Origin of the sequence: Tepidimonas sp. (assembly GCF_036824975.1) — a bacterium.
Lineage (GTDB): Bacteria > Pseudomonadota > Gammaproteobacteria > Burkholderiales > Burkholderiaceae_C > Tepidimonas.
On record NZ_DAISZC010000097.1, the window covers coordinates 1 to 4686 of the forward strand.

The window sequence follows — 4686 nt, forward strand, 5'->3', positions numbered from 1 at the left end:
TAGGGCTCTCCTTTGATGGCCGAGCATGCACACCATGGGGCTGGCGCCTTGCGTCGGGACATGTCAAAAGTGGGCCGCAAGGCTCACTCACATCCCGGCGTAGTTCGGACCGCCTCCGCCCTCGGGTGTCACCCAGACGATGTTCTGCGTCGGATCCTTGATGTCACAGGTCTTGCAGTGCACGCAGTTTTGTGCGTTGATCACGAGTTGCGGGCCGTCGGCTTTCTCGACGAACTCGTACACGCCAGCCGGGCAGTAGCGCCCCTCCGGCCCGCTATACAGCGCCAAGTTGACCGCCACCGGCACCGACGCGTCCTTGAGCGTCAGGTGGGCGGGCTGGTTTTCCTCGTGGTTGGTGTTGGACAGGAAGACGCTGCTTAAGCGGTCGAAGGTCAGCACGCCATCCGGCTTGGGGTATCGGATTGGTTCGACTTGGCTTGCGGCGTGCAGCCGCGCGTGGTCGGGGGTGTGGCGGCGCACGGTCCACGGCGGGCTTTGGATGCCGATCTTGGGCAGCAGCCAGTGTTCGATACCAGTCATCAGCGCGCCGATGGTGTTGCCTTTCTTGAACCACGACTTGAAGTTGCGCGCCCGGTGCAGTTCTTGGTACAGCCAGCTCTGCTCGAATGCGGCGGGGTAGGCGGACAGTTCGTCGTGCTGGCGGCCGGCCTGCAGCGCTTCAAACGCGGCTTCGGCGCACAGCATACCCGTTTTGATCGCGGCGTGGCTGCCCTTGATGCGCGCCGCGTTCAGGTAACCCGCGTCGCAGCCCACCAGCGCGCCGCCCGGGAACACCGTCTTGGGCAGACTCAGCAGCCCGCCGGCGGTGATGGCGCGTGCGCCATAGCCGATGCGCTTGCCGCCCTCGATGTGCTTGCGGATGGCCGGATGCGTTTTCCAGCGCTGCATTTCCTCGAACGGACTCAGCCACGGGTTCTGGTAGTCCAGCCCCACCACAAAGCCCAGCGTGACCTTGTTGCCTTCTAGGTGGTACAGGAAGCCGCCACCGTAGGTGTGCTCATCCAGCGGCCAGCCAGCGGTGTGCACCACCAGGCCGGGGTGGGCCTTTTCCAGGGGGATCTCCCACAGCTCCTTGATACCGATGCCGTAGGTTTGCGGATCTTTGCCCTCGTCCAGCCGAAAGCGAGCGATGAGCTGCTTGCCCAGGTGGCCGCGCGCGCCTTCGGCGAACACCGTGTACTTGGCGTGCAGCTCCATGCCAAGCTGGAAGGCGTCGGTGGGTTGGCCGTCTTTGCCCAGGCCCATGTGGCCGGTGGCCACGCCCCTGACGGCGCCGTCGTCGGTGTAGAGCACTTCGGCGGCCGCAAAGCCGGGGAAGATTTCCACTCCCAGCGCCTCGGCCTGCTCGGCCAGCCATTTGGTCACCGCGCCCAGGCTGATGACGTAGTTGCCCTCGTTGTGGAAGCACTCGGGCAGCAACCACTGCGGGGTACTCAGCGCGCGGTCGAGCTGCAGAAAGAGCACTTCGTCCGCGGTAACGGGCTGGTTCAGCGGCGCACCGCGCTCCTTCCAGTCGGGAAACAGCTCGGTCAGCGCGCGGGGGTCCATCACCGCGCCTGACAGGATGTGCGCTCCGGGCTCGGAACCCTTCTCCAGCACGCAGACGCTGACGTCGGCGTCGCGCTGCGCGGCCAGCTGCTTGAGGCGGATGGCGGTAGCCAGCCCCGCCGGGCCACCGCCGACGATGACGACGTCGTACTCCATGGCCTCGCGCGGGCCGTACTGTTCGATCAGATGCGCGGGGGTCTGCATGGGGATGTTTTCTCCGGATGGGACGGCAAACAGCGGCCGTCACTGTCAGATGGGTGTCAGCCTCGCGCTCGATTGTAGAGGCCGCGGGCGCACAATGTCTGTCAGGACACGGACACGAAGGACGACCCCATGCGACTGCAACTGCCCGCCGACCGCCACCTTGTGCACACCATGACGATCCCCATTCGCTGGGGTGACATGGACGCCATGGGGCATGTCAACAACACCGTCTACTTCCGCTACATGGAGACGGCACGCCTGCAATGGATGGGCGAGTGGCGGATGCCGGCCAACCCGCAGGGGCAGGGGCCGGTGATCGTCAACGCGTTTTGCAACTTTCTGCGCCAGCTGGAGTACCCGGGCGATGTGATCGTGCGCAGCTACGTGGGGGCGCTGGGGCAGCGCTCGTTCGACATGTTTCACGAGATGAGCCGCACCGACGATCCGCAGACGGTCTACGCCAACGGCGGGGCGACCGTGGTGTGGGTGGACTTTCCGGCGCAGCGCTCGTTGCCGTTGCCAGCGGCGCTGCGCCAGCGGCTGGCGCAGGCGTGATGGCGGGTGTGGGCCCGCACGCGGTAAGCCGACCGGCCACACGACAGGGAAGCGGCACGACTGGCGGCGTGCCGGCTCCGGCGCGCACGTTGCTTAGCGCGTCTTCGGTATGCGGCCGATCAGATAGAACTCGGGGTTGGGTACCATGCCGCTGAATGAGGCCATGCGGTTGGACAGCCCGAAGAAGGCCGTGATGGCGGCGATGTCCCAGATATCCTCGTCGTCGAGCCCGTGCGCATGCAGCGCGGCGAAGTCGGCGTCCTCGATCTCGTGCGAGCGCTGGCACACCTTCATCGCAAAGTCTAGGATGGCGCGCTGCCGCGGCGTGATGTCGGCCTTGCGGTAGTTGACGGCGACTTGGTCGGCGATCAGCGGCTGCTTTTCATATACACGCAGGATGGCGCCGTGCGCCACCACGCAATACAGGCACTGATTGGCGGCGCTGGTGGCCACCACGATCATCTCGCGCTCGCCCTTGGTCAAGTTGGACGTACGCCCCACCGTTTCGGGCATCATCAGCGCGTCGTGGTAGGCAAAGAACGCCCGCCACTCGGCCGGCCGGCGCGCCAGCATCAGGAAAACGTTGGGTACAAAGCCCGCCTTTTCCTGCACCTCCACGATGCGGGCGCGGATGTCGTCGGGCAGGGTGTTGAGGTCGGGCAGGGGATAACGGTTGGTCATGATGGCAGCCCAGGTATGCCGCACGGTTGAGTGTCACCGCCATTCCTGTTGGCGTCGGACGGGGCGGGTGCCGGCGGGACACCCGACAGCTGCAATCGTAGCGCAGCCGGACGTTTGACGGCGTCGCCGGTGTGGCGTAGGGCGGCGGTCAATGCCCGACGATACCCCCTCGCAGGGCATCAATTGTCCAATGACGCACTCCAGCGCGCATTCCAGTCATGGCGCTCCACGGCGTTGCCGTGCCAGGCTTGCAGCCGGCGGCGATCCCGCTTGGTAGGACGCCCCTGGGTGAGCGTGGCTGCCGGTTCAGGGGCGAGCCGCCGCAGCTCGGCCAGGCGCTCGCGCGCCGCGATCGACTCCGCCGTTTCCTCGTACAGCTGGGCCGCCTGAGCGGCGGGCCCGCGCACGCGACTGAGAGCGCGCACGACCACGGTGCGCCAGACGTCGCCAGTGCGCAGCCGCAGCGTGTCGCCGACGCGCGGCTCGCGGCTGGCCTTGGCCGGCGTGCCGTTGACGTGCACCCAGCCGCGGTCGATGGCCTCGGCCGCCAGGGCCCGGGTCTTGTAGAAGCGCGCCGCCCACAGCCATTTGTCGAGGCGGATGCGGTCGGAGGCCGCGTCGTTGCGCTTCGCGCTCATGATGCTTACTGCCGCGCGCCCAGCGCCAGCGCGCGCTGGCGTGTTGCCTGCGCGGCCGCGTCGTCCGGCGCCTGCCGGGTGGGCCATCCCGCCAGGTGCCGCTCGGCGATGTCGGCCAGCGCGCGCAGCCAGCCGGCGTCGTCGTTGAGGCAGGGGATGTAGTAAAACTCGCGCCCGCCGGCTCTCAGAAAGGCCGCACGCGCCTCTTGGTTGATTTCTTCCAGCGTTTCGATGCAATCGCTGGTGAAGCCGGGGCAGATGACATCGACGCGCTTTGCCCCTTGCTGGGCTAGCCGGACCAGCGTGGGTTCGGTGTAGGGTTGCAGCCACGTCGCCTTGCCAAAGCGCGACTGGAAGGTGACCGCATACTGCTCGCGTGACAGGCCGAGCGCCTCGGCCAGCAGGCGGCCCGTCTTGTGGCATTCGCAATGGTAGGGGTCGCCACGGTGCAGCGTGCGCTCGGGCATACCGTGAAAACTCATCACCAGCCGCTCGGGCTGGCCGTGCTGGGCCCAATGCGCGCGCACGCGGCTGGCTAGCGCGTCGATATAGCCGGCGTCGTCGTGGTAGTGGTTGACGAAGCGCAGTTCGGGCACCCAGCGCAGGCCGCCGGCCCATGCATACACCTTGTCGAACACGCTGGCGGTGGTGGCGGCGCAATACTGGGGGTAGGCGGGCAGGATGAGGATGCGCGTGCAGCCGGCGGCTTTGAGCGCATCGAGCTCGCGCGCGATGGAGGGCTGGCCATAGCGCATGGCCCAGCGCACGATGACACGGTGGCCGCGCTCGCCCAGCATACCCTGCAGATATAGGGCCTGGCGCTCGGTCCACACCTTCAGCGGCGATCCCTCGGGCGTCCAGATGGTGGCGTACTTGGCGGCCGATTTGGCCGGTCGCACATTCAGAATGATGCCGTGCAAGATCAACCACCAGATGGGATGCGGAATCTCGATCACGCGCGGGTCGCTCAGAAATTCGGCCAGGTAGCGCCGCAGGGCCCCCGTCGTGGGGGCGTCTGGCGTGCCCAGATTGACCCACA

The 4686-nt window shown here is 66.9% G+C and carries 5 protein-coding genes; 1 reads left to right on the plus strand and 4 read right to left on the minus strand.

Features of this window, described 5'->3' with window-relative positions:
• Positions 1–87 precede the first annotated feature (87 nt).
• Positions 88–1773, minus strand: a complete 1686-nt coding sequence (locus tag V7Z54_RS09395) for an electron transfer flavoprotein-ubiquinone oxidoreductase (RefSeq protein WP_334136098.1) — start codon at positions 1771–1773, stop codon at positions 88–90.
• A gap of 129 nt (positions 1774–1902) precedes the next feature.
• Between V7Z54_RS09395 and V7Z54_RS09400 the strand changes: the two genes are divergently transcribed.
• Positions 1903–2328, plus strand: coding sequence for an acyl-CoA thioesterase (locus tag V7Z54_RS09400; protein ID WP_443082469.1), 426 nt, complete (start codon positions 1903–1905; stop codon positions 2326–2328).
• Between the two features lie 93 nt (positions 2329–2421).
• On the opposite strand, the gene V7Z54_RS09405 is transcribed toward V7Z54_RS09400, so the two are convergent.
• From V7Z54_RS09405 to hemH, 3 genes are all read right to left on the minus strand, one after another.
• Positions 2422–3009 (minus strand): peroxidase-related enzyme, encoded by a 588-nt coding sequence (locus V7Z54_RS09405; protein ID WP_334136104.1) that lies wholly within the window; start codon positions 3007–3009, stop codon positions 2422–2424.
• A 179-nt stretch (positions 3010–3188) separates the two neighbouring features.
• Positions 3189–3647 carry an RNA-binding S4 domain-containing protein gene (locus V7Z54_RS09410; protein ID WP_334136106.1) on the minus strand — a complete coding sequence of 153 codons (459 nt, stop codon included), beginning with the start codon at positions 3645–3647 and terminating at the stop codon, positions 3189–3191.
• Between the two features lie 5 nt (positions 3648–3652).
• On the minus strand, positions 3653–4686 hold a 1034-nt coding region (gene hemH / locus V7Z54_RS09415), incomplete at its 5' end, for a ferrochelatase (protein WP_334136108.1).

Coding starts and splice junctions, on each gene's coding strand:
- V7Z54_RS09395 (WP_334136098.1), bottom strand. CDS start 1,773: ATGCAGACCCCCGCGCATCTGATCGAACAGTACGGCCCGCGCGAGGCC.
- V7Z54_RS09400 (WP_443082469.1), top strand. CDS start 1,903: ATGCGACTGCAACTGCCCGCCGACCGCCACCTTGTGCACACCATGACG.
- V7Z54_RS09405 (WP_334136104.1), bottom strand. CDS start 3,009: ATGACCAACCGTTATCCCCTGCCCGACCTCAACACCCTGCCCGACGAC.
- V7Z54_RS09410 (WP_334136106.1), bottom strand. CDS start 3,647: ATGAGCGCGAAGCGCAACGACGCGGCCTCCGACCGCATCCGCCTCGAC.